Genomic DNA, 16,394 nt, shown 5'->3' with positions numbered 1-16,394 from the left:
GCCTTCGCGCCCGTAAATTCGCTTTGACTATTTTTTAACAGATTAATGGTCCAAATTTATCCACATAAAAGGTGGATTATTGCATTTGAGATCGCGATCACTGATACATTCATAACTAAAATGTATCTTTCCGCCCGAAAATTATTACGGCGAAAAATTATATAAAAAATCGCTAAACGAATTTCGTTTTACAGTCGGGTCTTTTTTCATTGGATTGAACCCAAACCTGACTTTTTAAGCTTCCTCCAGGAGAAATAGATGGAAAACACGCAAACCAGCACTATCGTTACGGGCCAGACCCGCAGCGCATGGCGCAAGACAGACACCATGTGGATGTTGGGCCTTTACGGCACGGCGATTGGCGCGGGTGTATTATTCCTGCCAATTAACGCAGGCGTTGGCGGTATGATCCCGCTGATTATCATGGCCATTCTCGCCTTCCCAATGACCTTCTTTGCTCACCGTGGCCTGACTCGCTTCGTGTTATCCGGTAAAAATCCGGGTGAAGACATTACCGAAGTTGTAGAAGAACACTTTGGCATTGGCGCGGGTAAACTGATTACCCTGCTCTACTTCTTCGCTATCTACCCTATTCTGTTGGTATACAGCGTTGCTATCACTAACACAGTAGAAAGCTTCCTGACCCATCAGCTAGCAATTACCCCACCGCCGCGCGCGATCCTTTCTCTGATCCTGATTGTCGGCATGATGACCATTGTTCGCTTCGGTGAGCAGATGATCGTGAAAGCGATGAGCATCCTGGTGTTCCCGTTCGTTGCTGCATTGATGCTGCTGGCTCTGTACCTGATCCCTCAGTGGAGCGGTGCGGTTCTGGAAACTCTGTCTTTTGACTCTGCGGCAACCACCGGCAATGGCCTGTTGTTGACCCTGTGGCTGGCAATCCCGGTAATGGTGTTCTCCTTCAACCACTCCCCGATCATCTCCTCCTTCGCCGTAGCGAAGCGTGAAGAGTACGGTGATGAAGCTGAGAAGAAATGTTCTAAGATCCTGGCATTCGCTCACATCATGATGGTATTGACCGTTATGTTCTTCGTCTTCAGCTGCGTATTTAGCCTGACCCCGGCGGATCTGGCTGCAGCGAAAGAGCAGAACATCTCCATCCTGTCTTACCTGGCGAACCACTTTAACGCGCCGATCATTGCCTGGATGGCACCGATCATCGCGATTATTGCTATCACCAAATCCTTCCTCGGCCACTACCTGGGCGCACGTGAAGGTTTCAACGGTATGGTAATTAAGTCTCTGCGTAGCAAAGGCAAATCCATCGAAATCAACAAACTGAACAAAATCACTGCGCTGTTCATGCTGGTAACCACCTGGATTGTGGCAACGCTGAACCCGAGCATCCTCGGTATGATTGAGACCCTGGGTGGCCCAATCATCGCGATGATTCTGTTCCTGATGCCGATGTATGCGATTCAGAAAGTACCGGCAATGCGTAAGTACAGCGGTCATATCAGCAACGTCTTCGTTGTGATTATGGGCCTGATTGCAATCTCCGCTATTTTCTACTCGCTGTTTAGTTAATCCCCTGCGCCGCCCTCGGGCGGCGCACCTCGTTACACAATGGACGCCTAATGATTAGCGTATTCGATATCTTCAAAATCGGCATTGGCCCTTCCAGTTCCCATACTGTAGGCCCAATGAAAGCAGGCAAACAATTCACGGACGACCTGATTGCGCGCGGAATACTCACTGACGTAACCCGCGTAGTGGTTGATGTTTATGGTTCTCTGTCTCTGACGGGGAAAGGCCACCACACCGACATCGCGATTATTATGGGCCTGGCGGGTAATCTGCCGGATACCGTAGACATCGACTCCATCCCGGGATTCATCCAGGATGTTAATACTCATGGACGTTTGCTGCTGGCAGACGGTCAGCATGAAGTTGAGTTCCCGGTCGATAAGTGCATGAATTTCCATACAGATAATCTGTTTCTGCACGAAAACGGGATGCGAATTACTGCGCTGGCGGGTGAAAAGGCCATATACAGCCAGACCTACTATTCCATTGGCGGTGGATTTATCGTTGATGAAGAACACTTTGGTTTACCGAATAACTCGCCGGTAAACGTGCCTTACCCGTATAAATCCGCAGCCGATCTGCAAAGACATTGCCAGGAAACTGGTCTGTCGCTTTCCGGTCTGATGATGCAAAACGAACTGGCGTTACACAGCAAAGAAGAGCTGGAACAGCACTTTGCCAATGTCTGGGAAGTCATGCGTAGCGGAATTGAACGTGGCATCACCACAGAAGGCGTGTTGCCGGGCAAACTGCGCGTTCCACGTCGAGCGGCAGCGCTGCGTCGTATGCTGGTTAGCAGCGATAAAACCACCACCGATCCGATGGCGGTTGTTGACTGGATCAACATGTTCGCGCTGGCGGTTAATGAAGAAAATGCTGCCGGTGGACGCGTGGTCACTGCACCGACTAACGGTGCGTGCGGGATTGTTCCGGCTGTGCTGGCGTATTACGACAAGTTCATCCGCGAAGTGAACGCTAACTCACTGGCACGCTATATGCTGGTCGCAAGCGCCATTGGTTCACTATACAAGATGAACGCCTCTATCTCAGGTGCTGAAGTCGGTTGTCAGGGTGAAGTCGGTGTAGCATGTTCAATGGCGGCGGCGGGTCTGGCTGAACTGCTGGGCGGTAGCCCAACGCAGGTATGTATCGCCGCGGAAATCGGTATGGAACACAACCTCGGTTTAACCTGCGATCCGGTTGCCGGTCAGGTTCAGGTACCGTGCATTGAACGTAATGCCATTGCCTCCGTGAAAGCGGTTAATGCTGCACGTATGGCGCTGCGCCGCACCAGCGAGCCGCGCGTGTGCCTCGATAAAGTTATCGAGACCATGTACGAAACGGGTAAAGACATGAACGCCAAGTACCGCGAAACTTCTCGCGGCGGCCTGGCAATGAAGATTGTTACCTGCGATTAATTCTCTTCAGATTGCCGGACTGGCGTTAACCGCCATCCGGCAAAATGTTGGTTTCTGATATTAGCCTCGCTTCGCCGTGAATGTTACCCTACACCCTGATTTTTAAGGGAGAACATTGTGGCCGTCCATCTGCTTATCGTTGATGCATTGAATCTCATCCGCCGAATTCATGCGGTTCAGGGTTCACCCTGTGTGGAGACATGCCAGCACGCGCTCGATCAATTAATTGTGCACAGCCAGCCCACGCATGCTGTTGCAGTATTTGATGATGAAGCACGTAACAGCGGCTGGCGTCACCAACGACTGCCCGACTACAAAGCGGGCCGTCCACCGATGCCCGACGAATTACATAATGAAATGCCCGCCTTACGTACCGCTTTTGAGCAGCGTGGGGTCTGCTGTTGGGTCTCAAGTGGTAATGAGGCTGACGATTTGGCCGCAACCCTGGCAGTAAAAGTCACCCAGGCTGGGCATCAGGCTACCATTGTCTCGACCGATAAAGGCTACTGTCAGTTGCTCTCCCCGACGCTGCGTATACGCGATTATTTTCAAAAGCGCTGGCTGGATGCACCGTTCATTGAGAAAGAGTTTGGCGTACTGCCTCAGCAGTTACCGGATTATTGGGGACTGGCGGGGATAAGCAGTTCAAAAGTACCTGGCGTCGCAGGCATTGGTCCTAAAAGCGCAACCCAGTTGTTAGTTCAGTTTCAACATCTGGAAGGGATTTACGCCCATCTCGATAATGTGCCTGAAAAATGGCGTAAGAAACTGGAGGCGCACAAAGAGATGGCATTTCTTTGCCGCGATATCGCCCGGTTGCAAACGAACTTACATATCGACGGGAATTTGCAGCAACTTCGGCTGATACGATGATAAATGAATTGCCGTGTGGCTGCGCTCATCCGGCTTACAGAACCAACAAACTGTAAGCCGGATACGTACATAAGAACTACCAGGCCATATGGTACAACTCGACAATATCGGCAAGGCTCGCTTCACGCGGATTTCCACCGGTACAAACATCATCGAATGCCGCCTGCGCCAGCGCCGGTATATCGTCTTTACGCACGCCAACGTCACGTAAGTGCAGCGGGATCCCCACGTCACGGTTAAGCGCAAACACCGCATCAACGGCGGCTTTGCGTGCCTCTTCCAGAGTCAGATTTTCCACCTTCACACCCATCGCACGGGCGATATCACGGAATTTCTCTCCAGTAAATTCAGCGTTGTACTGCATTACATGCGGCAACAAAATAGCATTGGCGACGCCGTGCGGTGTGTTATAAAACGCCCCCAACGGGTGCGCCATACCATGCACCAGCCCCAGACCGACGTTTGAGAACCCCATTCCCGCAACGTACTGGCCCAGCGCCATCGCTTCACCCGCCTGAAGGTCTCCGGAAACTGAACCGCGTAACGCACTGGCAATAATCTCAATAGCTTTAATGTGCAGCGCATCCGTTAACGCCCATGCTGCACGCGTGATGTAGCCTTCAATGGCGTGGGTCAGCGCATCAACGCCGGTCGCAGCCTTTAATGCGGCAGGCATGCCATCCATCATATCCGCATCAATAAACGCCACCTGCGGGATATCATGCGGATCGACACAAACAAACTTACGCCTGTTCTCCTCATCCGTGATCACGTAGTTAATGGTCACTTCTGCTGCCGTCCCCGCCGTAGTGGGGATTGCCATAACCGGTACGCTCGGGAAGCGCGTTGGCGATAACCCTTCCAGACTGCGTACATCGGCAAACTCAGGGTTATTATGGATAATGCCAATAGCCTTACAGGTATCCTGCGGCGAACCGCCACCAATGGCTATCAGATAGTCTGCACCACTTTTCTGGAAGACACTCAGCCCTTCTTGTACCACCGCAATGGTTGGATTGGGCATTACGCCGGAAAAAATGTCCCATTCCAGACCAGCTGCGTCCATCCGCGATGTTACCTTATCGACAACACCACACTGCACCAGATTAGCATCTGTCACAATCAGCGCTTTATGGTAACCACGGCGGATGACCTCATCGGTTAACGCCCCAACAGCTCCCCGGCCAAACCATGCCGTTTCGTTCAGAATCATTCTGTTCGCCATCGTTTTTCTCCTTTCGCTATGCGAAATTACTCTTCAATACGTAATCCATAGGATTTGAATTTCTCCAGCACAATAGCGATTTCTTCATCATCCAGTACCGGAACGGGATCGACAATCGCCAGCGTGCTCAGATAAAGACGGGCCAGAACTTCCACTTCTTGTGCCAGCCACAAGGCTTTTTCCAGATTCGCCTCGCAGGCAATCAGCCCATGATGCTGCAACAGTGTGGCTTTACGGTTTTGCAGGGCAACAACCACATGCTCTGACAGTTCGCGAGTACCAAATGTCGCATACGGCGCACATGGAATGGAGTTACCTCCGGCAGCCGCAATCATGTAGTGAATGGCAGGGATTGGACGGTTCAGAATCGACACCGCAGTGCAATGAATCGCATGATTATGCACGACCGCATTAGCATCTGGCCGTGTCTGGTAGGCAGCCAGATGAAAACGCCATTCGCTGGAAGGTAATTGTCCTTTATCATAATTACCGTCGTTATCGACATACACGATCATATTTTCTGTGAGTCTTTCATAAGGAATACCGCTGGGCGTGATCAACATTCCGTTCTCATAACGTGCACTCACATTTCCCGCCGTTCCCTGATTCAGTCCAAGGCTGGTCATTTCAAGGCAGGTTTCAATAATTTCTCGAGATAAACGCATTCTTTCCATAATGAATCTCCGGGTACAGTTTCCCCTCGTCTTTATTGCGAAATAATGCACCCGCAGAATAAGACGCGGTCAGGTTTCAGATATGAGCAACCACTGAATATTATTATTCAGATTCAGTAGGCTGAATTATTTTTGGTACATACACAAAATCATTCAAATTGCGTCAAGACGGCAAGTGAGCGAACGCAGCCAACGCGGAGGCAGCTTGAAGGATGACGTGTAGAGCTACGTGTTATTTCTGTCTGACACGCTTAATAAGTTTCATCTCAACTTTTACCGTTTCTTTAATTGGCTGATCGTCAATTGCACTCATCATCATATCGAATGCTTTTTCTGCCCAGACATTTTCGTCCTGCTGCATTGACCAGACATTATTGGCCAGGAATCCCAACATCGGATGTTCATCGAATGTCCCAATATTGATATCAGGTGGAATAACACCAAAACGGTTGCGAATCGCGATAACTGCACCTTCCAGCACGGGTAACGACGAGGCGATAAACGCCTGAGGGCAGCCCTGCTCGTTGATCAGTTTGTCCATGAGTCGATAGCCACCATCCGGGGTATTGTCCGGGCCTTCACGCACCCAATCCTGATGAGAAATACCATTTTTACTCAACGCATTTAGGTAACCTTTCAAACGATCGCCGATACTGGGTAAACCGGTATCCCCCACTAAAAACCAGATTGGCGATTTCCCCGCGTCAAACAAACTTTGCGTCAGCTTTTCACCACCCAAAATATTATGACTTTCAACCAGCGCGTTATCGGTGTACTTAAAATCACGGTCAAGTAACACCATTGGCTTTCTGACCTGGCGTAAATGGTGTTGCTGATTTTCTAATGTCGAAGGAACAATAAAGAGACCATCAACATTGCGTGCAATTAACGCTTTGGTTAATTTGTTTTCGTAATCCACATCATCGTAGGTACAGCTAATCGTTAGCTGATATCCAGAGCGACGACAGCGTTGCTCGAGTTTTTCTGCGAGCGTGGCAAAAAAGACGTTGGAAATATTGGGCACAATCAGACCCAGCGTATCCGTTTTATTGAGTTTCAGGCTACGGGCCGAATGGTTTATCACGTAACCATATCGCTCAACGTATTCATTAATGCGAGTCTGGGTTTTGACGCTGATCCGATATTGCTCAGCTTTCCCATTCAACACCAGTCGCACGGTCGTAACCGATAAATTCAGATCGCTGGCTATCTGTTCTACTGTTTTAGCCATCTATATGCCCCAGTCCACATCCAAAACGTCCATTCACAATCATAAAAGTATTTTAAACTTTTGTCTTACTGCATCAGTTGGTTAAGCGTCTGCTGTTGATCCCACATTGTAAGATAAGCCTGATATTTGCGGGTATAAAAGTCCTGCCGCTGTGGATTTGCCTTAATCACTTCACCTGGCGTAACCATCGCCTGGCACGCTGCTGGAAAATTCGACCACGCGCCGCTTGCGACCGCGCCGGTAATCGCCGCGCCTAATGTCACGGCATCTTCTTCCTGCATCAGATGGATATCGCATCCGGTAGCATCGGCATACTCTCGCAGCCACAAAGGATTATGCGTAGCGCCGCCACACAGCGTCAGTCGAGAAATGGTATGGCCGTTTTCGCGCATCACTTCCATAATATGCCGCGTACCGCAGGCGATCGCCTGTAATGTCGCCAGATACAAGCGGGCAAGCTGCCCCTCTCCTCGCTCAAGAGTCAAACCGCAGACGCTGCCCCTGGCATCGGGTCTTGCTCGCGGTGAACGGTTTCCGTGGTGATCGGCCAATACATGCAGATAGCGCCCCGGCTCCGATTCATTTTCTTCCAGCGCAGCAACCCATTCATTCACTAAAACGATCGGGTGACAACCCCGCGCTTCGGCTTTACGAAACAGCTCGGCGCTGGCTCCTGACTCCTGAAGTGTCCAGTCAACTAACGCACCGGCAGCACTCTGCCCACCTTCCGTCAGCCAGTAGCCTGGCAACATGGCGGACCAATACGGCCCCCATACACCCGGCGTATGAATTTCCTGTGCGCTGCATAACATATGGCAATTTGACGTTCCGCTAATCAGCGCCAGCGTTCCCGCAGGCTGAGCACCAGCAAGTGCAACTCCGCCAGCATGGGCATCAATCATTCCACTAGCGACCACTACTGCTGTCGTCAGCCCCAACGCCTGTGCAGCTTCTGGGCTAAGCGTACCAACAGCAGCTCCCGGCGGCAGGATCCGAGACGGAATTTTGCCCAGTAGATCGGTTAATTCAACAGCGTCGAGCAGGGAATGGCTAAAGCGTTGCTCATGTGCCAGATAGTTCCATTTGCAGGTCAGGGTACACAGTCCCGCCACATCATTATCGGTGGCTTTCCAGACCAGAAAATCCGCCAGATCGTAGAGGCGATGCGCACTCTGCCAGGTAGCGGGAAAATGATTCTTCAGCCAGAGTGCTTTAGGAAGCTCCATTTCTACACTAACTTCACCACCTACGTAGCGCAGAGCCGGATCCTTTGTCGCATTGATACACTGGGTCTCTTGCGCTGCACGGTGATCCATCCACATGATGATGTTATGGTCCGGCGATTCCCCAGGTGAAACCGCCAGCCCCTGCCCTTGCTTATCCAGCGCGACCAGAGAACAGGTGGCATCAAAACCCAGTGAACGGATCTCCTCTGCAGGAACGCCGGCTGACGACACAGCCCCTTTCACCGCACTGCAAACCTGCAGCCAGATTTCAGCAGAAGATTGCTCCACTCGCTCCGGGCCTGGTCGAAACTGCGAGATAGGGAAAGTCGCAAAGGCCAGGCGCTTGCCGCTGGCATCAAATACACCGGCCCTGACACTTGCGGAACCGACATCCACACCGAGGAAATATCCACTGCTCATAGTAACTCCCTGACGCTGGCTAAAAATGGGGCGAGAGTTTCGCCCCAACGGGCTTATTTCTTACCGAATGGGTGCAATAACTTCTCGATTTCCGGCGTGTTAATGTTCTTCGCGTTAACAAATTTCACGGGAATATCGATCTCTTTTGGTACGGACTGACCCGACACTGCGGCATTCAGCGTTTTGATACCCTGATAGCCAATCTGATAGGCATCCTGTACCACAAAGCCCTGGATAACTCCGGACTTCAGGAAGGCAATAATCGCCTCGGTACTGTCAAAGCCAATCACCTTCACTTTGCCCTTCAGGTTTTGACTATCAATAGCGTTAGCAACCCCCAAAGTTGAACCTTCATTGGTGCCATAGATCCCTGCGATGTCAGGGTTCGCCTGAATCATATCGATGGTCTTATCCATCGCTTTTTGCGGATCGCCATCGCTGTACTGGACAGGGAGAACCTGGATATCCGGATACTTTTCCTTCATGCGGGCAATAAATCCTTCCGAGCGTTCAATCGCTGAAGAGGTGCCTGCCACATGCGCAATAATGCCGACTTTTCCTTTGTTACCCACCTCAGCAGCAAGCGCATCTGCCGCTTCTGCCCCCGCTTTACGGTTATTGGTTGCCACAAAGCTGGCAGGAATATCGGAATTCACGCCAGAGTCAAACGTCACGACCTTAATGCCACGTGAGTTGGCCGTTTCCACCAGCGGTGCGAGTGCATTGGCATCTAACGCCGCCAGCAACAGTCCATTAGGTTTTTGCGCCATTGCATTTTCAACTAACTGAATCTGCTCAGCAATTTGGGTTTCATCCGCCGGTCCGACATAGCTGGTTTTATCACCCAGCTCTTTCGCTGCCGCTTCTGTACCCATTTTCACGGTTTGCCAGAATTCATGCTGGAAACCTTTACTGACCACCGGAAGATTCATATCTTTAGCCAATGCGCTGGAGGTCATGCAGGCCAGCAGAGATAACGCATAGACAAAATGCCTGGTTTTCATTGTTGTACTCCGTTCTGAGTGAGTCACCCTAAACGTCAGGGTTATGATGCCCCGTGACTACCGGGAGCGTTAATCAACGAATTTTCTTGCGTAATGTATCGAGGTAAACCGCAGCGATAACCACGACACCCATTGCTACCATTTGCCAGAACTGAGAGACACCCATCAGGTTCAGACCATTTTTCAGTACACTCATAATGAATGCGCCGATGATAGTGCCACCGATAGTCCCAATCCCGCCCATCAGGCTCGTACCGCCAATCACAACCGCAGCTATCGCTTCCAGCTCATAACCCACACCGACCGTAGGTTGTCCTGAGTTCAGACGAGAAGCCAGAATGACCCCGGCAATCCCGGTCAGCAGACCGCAAAAGGCGTAGACGAAAATTTTGACGCGCTGGACTTTGATCCCGGAAAGATGTGCTGCAACTTCGTTACTGCCCACAGCGTAAACATAACGACCAATGACCGTTTTCTTCAGGATATAAGCGGCAATCAGTGCGACAACAACAAGGTAAAAAACAGGATAAGGCAGCACATCGAACAGGCGTCCCTGCGCCAGCATTTTGAACGTAGGGTAATCAGCAAAGTAAATCGCGCGACCGTCAGTCATCACCATGTTGATACCCCTGACAGACATCATCAGTCCCAGCGTGGCGATAAATGGCGGTATCGTCATTTTGGTTACCAGTATCCCGTTGATATAACCGCATAATCCTCCGGCCAGAACACCTGCCAGGATACACACTGGCAACGGCAGGCCCAGCGTTGCGCATATCCCTACCGCTACCCCGGAAAAGGCGACGACAGACCCGAGAGAAAGATCGATCCCTGAGGTGATAATGACGAAGGTAACGCCAATTGCCATGATGCCAATCACCGAGGTTTGCAGGGCAATTGTCATAATGTTTTCAGTATTAAAGAAAAAAGGTGAGCCAAAGCTAAAAAATATCACCAGAATAATCAGGCTAAAAAGCGGCGCAAGGCGCATTAAAAGTTCTTTGTTAATTTTTATTTTCTTATTATTGCTGTCTGAAGAGGTTACAGAGATAGTCATAAATTAGTCCTCTAACGTCGCGTATTGCATGATTTTTTCTTGTGTGGCGTCATCAGAAGCTAACTCACCGGTAATACGGCCATTGCGCATAACTAAAATGCGATCGCACATACCCAGCACTTCCGGTAATTCAGAAGAAATCATGATAATTGATTTTCCTTTTGCCACCAGACGATTCATTAATTCATAAATTTCGAGTTTAGCCCCTACATCAATACCACGCGTGGGCTCATCAAAGATGAGAATATCAGTATCCTTACATACCCATCTGGCAATAATAATTTTCTGCTGATTACCGCCACTTAAATTCAACGCAGCCTGCTCAAGATGCGGCGTTTTAATTCGCAGAGTTTTTACCTGTTCCTGACTTATTTTCTGACAGCGTTTACTATCAACATTGCCATAGCGATCGGAATACTCCGGGTAATTGCCGAGCATAATATTACGCTCAACAGACAAGCCTAATGCCAGTCCTTCTTTTTTTCTGTCCTCGGTTAAATAGCTGATACCTTGCCTGATGGCGTCAGGGATATCTTTTACCACCGTCTCTTTGCCGCGCAGCTTAATCGTTCCACTATCTATTGGGTCAGCGCCGAAAATCGCACGCGCCAGTTCAGTACGACCTGCACCCATCAGACCGGCAAAGCCTAAAATCTCCCCCTGGTGAAGGGTAAAGTTGATGTCGTTCAGTACACCTTTTCGCGTCAGACCGCTCACCTCCAGCACCGGTTTGCGCTGGGATTGTGGTTCGCGACGAGGATAGATATTGCCGAGATCACGGCCAACCATCATCGCGATCAGATCGCTGATTTTTACCGCATCATAATCAACGGTGGCGATAAACTGACCATCCCGCATGACGGTGGCACGATCGGCAATCAGCGCCAGTTCCTCAAGCCGGTGAGAGATATAAACGATGCCAGTACCCTGTTCTTTAAGTAAACGGGTAACCTGAAATAAACTGTCGATCTCCGTTTCGGTTAGTGCAGCGGTCGGTTCATCCATAATTAGAACTTTGGCATTCACCGATATCGCTTTCGCAATCTCAACCATTTGTTGTTGCGCGACAGTGAGGTCGGCAACCAGAGTCTCTGGCGAGATATTCAGGTTTAATTTTTGCAAAATATCGATAGCAGCCTGGCGCTGTTGTTTTTCATCAAGGCGCCAACGGTTATTTTTGCAAAACTCCCTGCCAATAAATATATTCTCTTCAACCGTGAGTTCAGGAAAAAGATTAAATTCCTGGTGAATAATCGTGATCCCGGCTTTCTGGGCGCTCAATGGGTTCGCGAATGCAACGGGTTGGTCCTCGAAAACAATATCTCCCTCATCAGGTTGATAAACACCGGATAAAATTTTCATCAGGGTAGACTTTCCCGCGCCATTTTCCCCCAGCAGCGCATGAACCTCACCTTTGCGTAAAGCAAAATCCACATTACTCAACGCTAATACTCCGGGAAAACGTTTCGTAATATGACTCATCTGTAAAAATGTTTCGGACATTGCTGCTTTCCTCAATATACAGAAACTGCAGTCAGTGAATCAGGCGAAAACAGCGTTGTCAGGGAGCCATCGTCACCGTTGATGCGAATACTTCCTAAAGATCATATACGTTTTATCAAAAATGCTAACTCGAGTTAGCGATTTGCCTTTTAAAGCTATTTTAGCTGCCAAAAATAACCAAATCATTTGGTTTAAAATTGTGATGCCGGGCAGACAATTTATTCTATATCTCTGATTACAAATAAAATTATCTTAAATCAGTGATTTTGTTTATTTGACGCAGATCGAATTTTAACCACTTCTCGTGAAGCTTCTCACAGTTCCACAACAAAAAAGTTGTGCAAAAAACTCTCTAATACCTAAGCTAACTCGAGTTAGCAAAAATGAAAAATTCAGCCAACTGCGGCAGTGGTATCCAATATCCACTTCAGCTGCACGGCATAAAGTGAGATGAGGAACCTCGAATGAACAAAATCAGTTTACCGAAAATCGGTATTCGCCCGGTGATTGATGGGCGTCGCATGGGTGTACGTGAATCGCTCGAAGAACAAACCATGAACATGGCGAAAGCCACTGCCGCGCTTATCACAGAGAAACTTCGTCACGCCAGTGGCGCACAGATTGAATGTGTGATCGCAGACACCTGCATTGCCGGGATGGCTGAATCCGCCGCCTGTGAAGAAAAATTCAGCGGTCTGAACGTTGGTGTGACGATTACCGTTACCCCATGCTGGTGCTACGGTAGCGAAACTATCGACATGGATCCTATGCGTCCGAAAGCCATTTGGGGCTTCAACGGAACAGAACGTCCTGGCGCCGTTTACCTGGCGGCAGCTCTGGCTGCGCATAACCAAAAAGGTCTCCCCGCCTTCTCTATTTACGGCCATGATGTGCAGGATGCTGGTGACACCACTATCCCCATCGATGTAGAAGAAAAACTGCTGCGTTTCACGCGGGCGGGCTTAGCCGTTGCCAGCATGAAGGGCAAAAGTTATCTGTCCGTAGGGGGTGTTTCGATGGGGATTGCAGGATCTATCGTCGATCATAACTTCTTCGAATCCTGGCTGGGAATGAAGGTTCAGCCTGTTGATATGACCGAATTACGTCGTCGCATTGACAAAAAAATCTATGACGAAGCTGAACTGGAAATCGCACTGACGTGGGCGGACAAAAACTTCCGCTACGGCGAAGATCAGAATGCGCAGCAATACAAGCGTAACGAGGAACAAAGCCGTGCGGTACTGAAAGAGAGTCTGCTGATGGCAATGTGCATCCGTGACATGATGCAAGGGAATAAGAAACTGGCAGAAAAAGGCCTTGTAGAAGAATCTCTGGGCTACAACGCTATTGCTGCTGGTTTCCAGGGGCAGCGCCACTGGACGGATCAATATCCAAACGGCGACACCGCCGAAGCGTTGCTGAACAGCTCATTCGACTGGAATGGTTTACGCCAGCCGTATGTTGTCGCCACCGAAAACGACAGTCTGAACGGTGTGGCGATGCTATTTGGTCACCAACTCACCGGAACGGCGCAAGTCTTTGCCGATGTGCGCACCTACTGGTCACCCGAGGCGGTAGAGCGCGTAACTGGTAAACCGCTGACCGGTCTTGCTGAACACGGCATCATCCATCTGATTAACTCTGGATCTGCGGCACTGGACGGCTCCTGCAAACAGCGCGACAGCGAAGGCAAGCCAACCATGAAACCGCACTGGGAGATCTCGCAGCAAGAAGCAGATGATTGTCTGGCGGCTACCGAATGGTGTCCGGCAATCCACGAATACTTCCGTGGCGGCGGCTACTCTTCGCGCTTCCTGACCGAAGGCGGCGTGCCGTTCACCATGACTCGCATCAATATCATCAAAGGTCTGGGTCCGGTACTGCAAATCGCTGAAGGCTGGAGCGTGGAGTTGCCGAAGGATGTGCACGCGCAGCTTGATGAGCGCACCAACTCCACATGGCCGACAACCTGGTTTGCACCGCGCTTAACCGGAAAAGGACCATTCACCGATGTCTATTCAGTGATGGCTAACTGGGGCGCTAACCATGGCGTACTGACGATTGGCCATGTTGGCGCAGACTTTATTACGCTTGCCGCCATGCTGCGTATCCCGGTTTGTATGCACAACGTGGAAGAAGAGAAAATTTACCGTCCTTCAGCCTGGGCAGCCCACGGTATGGATAGCGAAGGCCAGGACTATCGTGCCTGCCAAAACTACGGGCCGCTGTATAAGCGTTAAGAGTTCCATCTCCATAACGACAGGGTTCTCATACCCTAAGTCATTCAAGCGCAGGACAAAAACACATTAGCATTTTTGTCCTGCAGTTTGAGGTATGACGGGTATGCCAGGAGCGATTATGAAACAAGACGTTATTTTGGTCCTCGACTGTGGTGCGACGAACGTGCGAGCCATAGCCGTTGACCGTCAGGGACAAATTATCGCCCGCGCCTCCACCCCCAATGCCAGTGATATTGCCGCTGAAAACAGTGTCTGGCATCAGTGGTCCCTTGATGCCATTCTGCAGCGCTTTGCCGACTGCTGCCAGCGACTCGCAACTGAACTCGCCTCCTGCCAGATCCGCGGGATTACGGTCACTACATTTGGTGTTGACGGCGCGCTGGTTGATGAGCATGGTGAGCTGCTTTATCCGGTGATCAGCTGGAAATGTCCGCGTACCGCCGCCGTCATGGCCAGTATCGATCGCCTGATATCACCACAGCAGTTGCAGGACATCTCCGGTGTCGGCGCTTTCAGCTTCAACACGCTGTACAAACTGGTGTGGCTCAAAGAGAACCACCCACGATTGCTGGAGCAGGCGCACGCCTGGCTTTTTATTTCATCGCTTATCAACCACCGCTTAACCGGCGAATTCACCACAGATATCACGATGGCGGGAACCAGCCAGATGTTGGAGATCCATCAGCGAGATTTCAGCCATGACATTCTGCAGGCAACTGGTATACCCCGCCGGCTTTTCCCACGCTTAGTCGAGGCAGGGGAACAGATCGGAACGCTGCAAAACGAAGCCGCAAAGCAGCTTGGGCTTCCGCCAGGTATTCCGGTTATTTCCGCCGGGCACGACACGCAGTTTGCGCTGTTTGGCGCAGGCGCGCAGCCGGATGAACCGGTGCTCTCTTCCGGCACATGGGAAATTCTGATGGTGCGCAGCGCACAAGTGAATACTCCCCTGCTCAGCCATTATTCAGGTTCCACCTGCGAGCTGGACAGTCAGAACGGACTGTACAACCCCGGTATGCAATGGTTGGCTTCCGGCGTGCTCGAGTGGGTGCGTAAACTGCTGTGGACGGCAGAAACGCCCTGGCAAACGCTGATAAGTGAGGCGCAAGCTATTCCAACAGGTGCTGAAGGCGTAAAGATGCAGTGCGATTTGCTCACCAACGCTAACGCAGGCTGGCAGGGTGTCACATTGAACAGCACTCGCGGACATTTTTACCGTGCAGCACTGGAGGGATTAACGGTACAGCTCCAGCAAAATCTACACACGCTGGAAACTATCAGCCACTTCAAGGCGACGGAGCTGCTGTTAGTTGGCGGAGGAAGTCGCAACGCGCTGTGGAATCAGATAAAAGCCAACGTACTCGGGATCCCCGTCAAGGTACTGGATGACGCCGAAACTACCGTCGCCGGAGCTGCAATGTTTGGCTGGTCAGGTATTGGTGAGTTTGCTACCCCGGAACAGGCCCGCGCACAGGTGCGCTACCGATATCGCTACTTCTATCCCCAAACCGAATCCGAACTCACAGGAGTCGAGTGAAATGCTTAAAACGATTTCCCCCTTAATTTCCCCTGACCTGCTGAAAGTGCTGGCGGAAATGGGACATGGCGATGAGATAATTTTCTCCGATGCCCACTTTCCGGCACACAGCATGGGACCACAGGTTATCCGTGCCGATGGTTTGCAGGTCAGCGATCTGTTGCAGGCCATTATTCCGTTGTTTGAGCTGGACAGCTACGCCCCACCGTTGGTGATGATGGCCGCCGTAGAAGGAGATTCTCTCGATCCGAACGTTGAAAGGCGTTACCGCGATGCGCTCTCTTTAACGACTTCCGGACCGGATATTACCCGCATCGATCGCTATGCATTCTATGAACGGGCGCAAAAAGCGTTTGCGATCGTCATTACCGGAGAGCAGGCAAAATACGGAAATATTCTTTTGAAAAAAGGGGTAACGCCGTAATCTCTGGTCAGAAT

General features: G+C 50.6%; 13 protein-coding genes. 6 read left to right on the top strand and 7 right to left on the bottom strand.

Going from position 1 to position 16,394, the window contains the following annotated elements; genetic code table 11:
* Positions 1–258 precede the first annotated feature (258 nt).
* From OGY01_RS16090 to xni, 3 genes are all read left to right on the top strand, one after another.
* Positions 259–1,548 carry an HAAAP family serine/threonine permease gene (locus OGY01_RS16090; protein WP_045446909.1) on the top strand — a complete coding sequence of 430 codons (1,290 nt, stop codon included), beginning with the start codon at positions 259–261 and terminating at the stop codon, positions 1,546–1,548.
* A 50-nt stretch (positions 1,549–1,598) separates the two neighbouring features.
* Positions 1,599–2,966, top strand: a complete 1,368-nt coding sequence (locus OGY01_RS16085; protein WP_286493356.1) for an L-serine ammonia-lyase — start codon at positions 1,599–1,601, stop codon at positions 2,964–2,966.
* A 117-nt stretch (positions 2,967–3,083) separates the two neighbouring features.
* Positions 3,084–3,839, top strand: a complete 756-nt coding sequence (gene xni / locus OGY01_RS16080) for a flap endonuclease Xni (RefSeq protein ID WP_286493354.1) — start codon at positions 3,084–3,086, stop codon at positions 3,837–3,839.
* A gap of 76 nt (positions 3,840–3,915) precedes the next feature.
* Here xni and fucO read toward each other — a convergent pair whose 3' ends face one another.
* The 7 genes from fucO to OGY01_RS16045 all read right to left on the bottom strand — a co-directional run bounded on the left by fucO (position 3,916) and on the right by OGY01_RS16045 (position 12,179).
* The gene (gene fucO, locus OGY01_RS16075) at positions 3,916–5,064 is read right to left on the bottom strand and encodes a lactaldehyde reductase (protein WP_286493352.1); all 1,149 of its coding nucleotides are present in this window, start codon (positions 5,062–5,064) and stop codon (positions 3,916–3,918) included.
* A 26-nt stretch (positions 5,065–5,090) separates the two neighbouring features.
* The gene (gene fucA / locus OGY01_RS16070) at positions 5,091–5,738 is read right to left on the bottom strand and encodes an L-fuculose-phosphate aldolase (protein ID WP_045446921.1); all 648 of its coding nucleotides are present in this window, start codon (positions 5,736–5,738) and stop codon (positions 5,091–5,093) included.
* A 232-nt stretch (positions 5,739–5,970) separates the two neighbouring features.
* Complete coding sequence (locus tag OGY01_RS16065; protein ID WP_045446924.1) at positions 5,971–6,969, bottom strand: LacI family DNA-binding transcriptional regulator; 999 nt, start codon at positions 6,967–6,969, stop codon at positions 5,971–5,973.
* Positions 6,970–7,034: 65 nt separating this feature from the next.
* Entirely contained in the window at positions 7,035–8,615 is a 1,581-nt protein-coding gene (locus OGY01_RS16060; RefSeq protein WP_048220647.1) for an FGGY-family carbohydrate kinase, read from the bottom strand.
* Between the two features lie 53 nt (positions 8,616–8,668).
* Positions 8,669–9,619 carry an ABC transporter substrate-binding protein gene (locus OGY01_RS16055; protein WP_045446930.1) on the bottom strand — a complete coding sequence of 317 codons (951 nt, stop codon included), beginning with the start codon at positions 9,617–9,619 and terminating at the stop codon, positions 8,669–8,671.
* Positions 9,620–9,692: 73 nt separating this feature from the next.
* Positions 9,693–10,676: an ABC transporter permease gene (locus tag OGY01_RS16050; protein WP_045446933.1), complete on the bottom strand. Its 984-nt coding sequence runs from the start codon at positions 10,674–10,676 to the stop codon at positions 9,693–9,695.
* Positions 10,677–10,679: 3 nt separating this feature from the next.
* Positions 10,680–12,179, bottom strand: coding sequence for a sugar ABC transporter ATP-binding protein (locus tag OGY01_RS16045; RefSeq protein ID WP_200009919.1), 1,500 nt, complete (start codon positions 12,177–12,179; stop codon positions 10,680–10,682).
* A gap of 464 nt (positions 12,180–12,643) precedes the next feature.
* On the opposite strand from OGY01_RS16045, the gene fucI reads away from it, so the two are divergent.
* From fucI to fucU, 3 genes are all read left to right on the top strand, one after another.
* Positions 12,644–14,419: an L-fucose isomerase gene (gene fucI, locus OGY01_RS16040; protein WP_286493350.1), complete on the top strand. Its 1,776-nt coding sequence runs from the start codon at positions 12,644–12,646 to the stop codon at positions 14,417–14,419.
* Between the two features lie 118 nt (positions 14,420–14,537).
* Positions 14,538–15,956: an L-fuculokinase gene (gene fucK / locus OGY01_RS16035; RefSeq protein WP_045446941.1), complete on the top strand. Its 1,419-nt coding sequence runs from the start codon at positions 14,538–14,540 to the stop codon at positions 15,954–15,956.
* Between the two features lies 1 nt (position 15,957).
* Positions 15,958–16,380 (top strand): L-fucose mutarotase, encoded by a 423-nt coding sequence (gene fucU / locus OGY01_RS16030; protein WP_045446943.1) that lies wholly within the window; start codon positions 15,958–15,960, stop codon positions 16,378–16,380.
* Positions 16,381–16,394 lie beyond the last annotated feature (14 nt).

Source organism: Citrobacter sp. Cm038 (genome assembly GCF_030333105.1).
In the GTDB taxonomy this organism is placed as follows: Bacteria; Pseudomonadota; Gammaproteobacteria; order Enterobacterales; family Enterobacteriaceae; genus Citrobacter; species Citrobacter murliniae.
This window is presented reverse-complemented; position numbering and strand designations above follow the sequence as displayed.